2 protein-coding genes are annotated in these 4,198 nt (G+C 34.1%); both read right to left on the bottom strand.

Features of this window, described 5'->3' with window-relative positions; all coding sequences use genetic code 11:
* Positions 1-157: 157 nt before the first annotated feature.
* The gene (uvrB, locus tag HHU12_RS33170) at positions 158-2,182 is read right to left on the bottom strand and encodes an excinuclease ABC subunit UvrB (protein ID WP_169661018.1); all 2,025 of its coding nucleotides are present in this window, start codon (positions 2,180-2,182) and stop codon (positions 158-160) included.
* 77 nt (positions 2,183-2,259) lie between these two features.
* Complete coding sequence (locus tag HHU12_RS33175; protein ID WP_169661019.1) at positions 2,260-3,573, bottom strand: glycosyltransferase; 1,314 nt, start codon at positions 3,571-3,573, stop codon at positions 2,260-2,262.
* Between the last annotated feature and the right edge of the window lie 625 nt (positions 3,574-4,198).

The raw sequence follows: 4,198 nt of genomic DNA on the forward strand, positions 1-4,198 counted from the left end.
TACAAAAAACAAAACCAAAATAAAATTTGGTTGAATTATGAAATAAATTTGCTTTTAAACACAGTTCGTCATTTGTGTCTAAAAGATTTTAGAAATCTCCTGATTTCTAACTGGCAAAATATTCGAAAACTAGGTTTGCAGTCTACTTAATTTATGATTACTCTTTTTTTAACTTTTCCATCTCAAACATAATATCTCTCAATCTTGCTGCTTCTACAAAATCAAGATCTTTTGCCGCTTTTTCCATATCACGTTTTACTGCTTTAATCTTAGACTCTAAGTCATCAGTATTCTTCGTTTGATATTCCGAAATAGCTTCCGCTGCTTTTGCACTGTCACTCTCATCCAATTCATAGCTTTTGACGATTGCTTTTCTGTCCGCAACTTGAGTTTGTTCTAAAATAGCGTCCTGTGATTTCTTCACCGTAGTAGGAGTAATGCCGTGCTCTAAGTTATATTCATGTTGAATTTGTCTTCTTCTCTTCGTTTCATCAATGGCCTTTTGCATAGAAGCTGTCATTTTATCCGCATACATAATCACTCGCCCATTAGAATTTCTTGCTGCACGACCAATAGTTTGTATTAAAGATCTGACATTTCTTAAGAAACCTTCCTTGTCTGCATCCATAATTGTGACAAGAGAAACTTCAGGTAAATCAAGACCTTCCCTTAATAAATTCACCCCAACCAATACATCAACAATCCCAAGACGTAATTCTCTAAGAATCTCAACTCTATCCAAAGGTTTGATTTCAGAATGGATGTAAGTAGATTTTACACCAATTTGATCAAGGTATTTTGAAAGTTCTTCCGCCATTCTTTTTGTAAGAGTAGTGATCAATACTCTTTCCCCTTTATCAATTGTAGCTTGAACTTCCTCCAATAAATCATCAATTTGATTTAAAGTTGGGCGAACATCAATTTCAGGATCTAATAAACCAGTTGGGCGGATCACCTGTTCGGTAATTTCACCTTGTGTTTGTAAAAGTTCATAATCACCTGGTGTCGCACTAACATAAAGTGTTTGACTGGTTACATTTTCAAATTCATTAAAAGTAAGAGGCCTGTTGTCTAAAGCAGATGGTAATCTAAAACCATTGTCTACTAGAGAAACTTTCCTCGATCTATCACCTCCCCACATTGCTCTAATTTGTGGAAGCGTTACATGGCTTTCATCAATCACCATTAAGAAATCATCCGGAAAATAATCCAACAAACAGAAAGGTCGTTGTCCTGCTCTTCTTCTATCAAAATACCTAGAGTAGTTTTCAATACCAGAACAATACCCCAACTCTCGAATCATTTCAAGATCAAATTCAGTTCTTTCCTTAATTCTTTTCGCCTCAGCTGAACGGTGATCTTTTTCAAAGAACTTCACCTGTTCGACTAATTCATCTTGGATTTCAATAATAGCATCATTAATCACATCTTTTCCGGTCACGAATAAATTCGCAGGGAAAAGAGAGATACTATTTTCCCTAGAGATCATTCGGCCAGTTTCAGGATCAATTCTCTGGATTTCTTCAATTTCATCATCCCAATAAATCACACGATAAGCAAAATCAGCGTAAGCAGGGAAAATATCTACAGTATCACCTTTTACTCTGAAGTTACCACGATTAAATTCAACCTCATTTCTAGCATATAAGATGTCTACTAAATCTCTCAAGAATTGTTGTCTAGGATATTGAACACCTGCTGCAATTTTTAAAACACTTTTTTCAAATTCTTCAGGATTACCAATACCATAAATACAGGATACAGATGCCACTACGATCACATCTCTTCTCCCAGACATCAATGCAGAAGTACAAGCAAGTCTTAACTTTTCAATTTCTTCATTGATCATTAAGTCCTTTTCAATAAATGTATCAGTGGTTTGGATATAAGCTTCCGGCTGGTAATAATCATAATAGGAGATAAAGTACTCTACAGCATTTTCAGGGAAAAACTGTTTGAATTCTCCATAAAGCTGTGCCGCTAATGTCTTATTATGGCAAAGTATAAGGGTGGGTCTCCCTGTTTCTTTAATTACATTGGCTACGCTAAAAGTTTTTCCTGAACCCGTCACGCCAAGGAGGATTTGAGATTTCTCTCCATTTTCAACTCCTTCCGACAATTTTCTGATTGCTTCCGGCTGATCACCCATTGGGGTGAAATCTGCTACTAACTTGAAATCCATATTCTCTATTTAATAAGAATATAAATATACAAAAAAGAGAGGCATACAAGAAATTGATTTTAAGAGGAAAACCTTCCTTATGATGTAATACTTTCCAGCAGTTTACCGAAGTCTTTTGTGAGCTTTTGAGAAGTGTAGTTCAGATAACGGTCATTTCTTTCTACAGGGAGTGTCTTGTTTTTAATCCATACATTAAAAGAGTCCTTCAGGTAATTTTTTATGCTTTCTTTCTCTTCATAATCAAAAGAAGACCCCATGTTTGTTTCTTTGATGATGTCCGCTGAGTCTCCTTCTGTATTTCCGAGTAAAAGAATATTTCGGTTTAATGCTAGATATTCAAATAGTTTCCCAGGAATTCGGCCACAGGAATTATCCGCTTTATTTAATAATAGTAATAATATAGAAGCCTTTTTACCATAGGTAAGTGCTTCTTCTCTTTTTATGGGAGGGATATATTCGAATAACTGAGTGTCATTATGTTTTTCAATAAAGTCAATAATACTTTGATCTACTTGCCCAACAAACTGAAGTCTGAAGAACTGTTGGAAATGCTCCACTTCTTTTCCAAGTTCAACAATGCTTTCTAGTAAAGTCATTGGAATTCGATCATGTCCTGCCATGCCAAGGTGTAGCATTTTTAAGAAATTGCTGTCCGCTTCAACATTTTCAAAATCTTTAAAATGTTCCGGATCAAAACCGAGTGGAATAGTATGTACATTATGTGCACCTATATCTTCAAGATCTTTTTTCCAAGAGTTGCTAACAATTGCTGTGGCGTCAGCTTGTTGAAAACAGAATTGCTCCAGTTTATGATGGTACTTATCTGCCCAAGGCGTAAGAATTAATTCTTTATAATAATCAATTTGAGTCCAGGGATCTTGAAAGTCGACAAGTAATGGAATATTCAACTTCTTTTTTAACCTAGCTCCGATGAGAGTACTTGAATGAGGAGGCCCTGTAGTAAGAATAGCATCAACATGATTTTCTTTTAAATATTTTGTCAATGTTTTTACAGAAGGTTTAATCCAAAATTTGCGGGCATCAGGAATAAAAAAGTTACTTCTTATAAAAACAGCAAGAATATCTTTCCATTTTTTTGTCTTTTCATCCTTTACAACAAGCACATTATTTACATTTTCATCTTTTTTACGAGAGGTAAACTTCTTAAATAAACCATAAGGTTCCCAAATGGGAAGTTCAATTCTCTCGATGTCGTGTGGAAAATCATTAATTAATGCATCATCATAAGTAGGGTAGTGTGCATTTTTGGGAGTAACTAATATAGGTTCCCATCCAGCTGAACGTAAATGTTTCACTAATTTCAATGGTCGAATAATTGAAATGCCCCCACAAGGTGGAAAATAATAAGCTATAATTAAGACTTTTTTCATGCTAAGATCTCTCGAATAAATAACAGCTCAATTTAAGTAATTCTGAATTGAAGAAAGAAAAAGAGATGAATTGAATTTTTGTCGAATTTTTAAAATGTTGATTATTAGGGATAAAGTATAAGTTTTACTTTTGTTGATGATATTTTTTTAGAGAAGGTATTGCATTTTCAAAACAAGCTCTTACCTTTGCACTCGCTTTTGAACGGAAAGCCAACAAAAACATGATGTAAAAGAAGACTTTTTTGATGATACAATTATTTGTGTCTGAGTAAAATGAAGCAATGAAAATTAAGTTTCTAAATAAAACAAAATAAGCATTGCAGATTAAAAAACTCTTTTTACCTTTGCACTCGCCTTTAACGAAAGGCTTTTAAAACTTCTCTTTTGGAGTTGGAAATTCAGAGTGTTGCAGGTTGGAAAATCAACGAAAAAAACTTCAAAAATTTTTGAAAAAAGATTTGGAAGTTAAAATAAAAAGTTCTTACCTTTGCACTCGCTTCTGAAAAGAAGGAGCAAAACAAATTGAGAAATTAGTTCATTGAGCAACGGCTCAAACGTTCTTTTGATGTAATGAAAAAGTAATTATAAGATCAGCGAAAGCGGATCCCAATTACAGTTAATTCTT

Source organism: Flammeovirga aprica JL-4 (genome assembly GCF_012844305.1).
GTDB classification, from domain to species: domain Bacteria; phylum Bacteroidota; class Bacteroidia; order Cytophagales; family Flammeovirgaceae; genus Flammeovirga; species Flammeovirga aprica.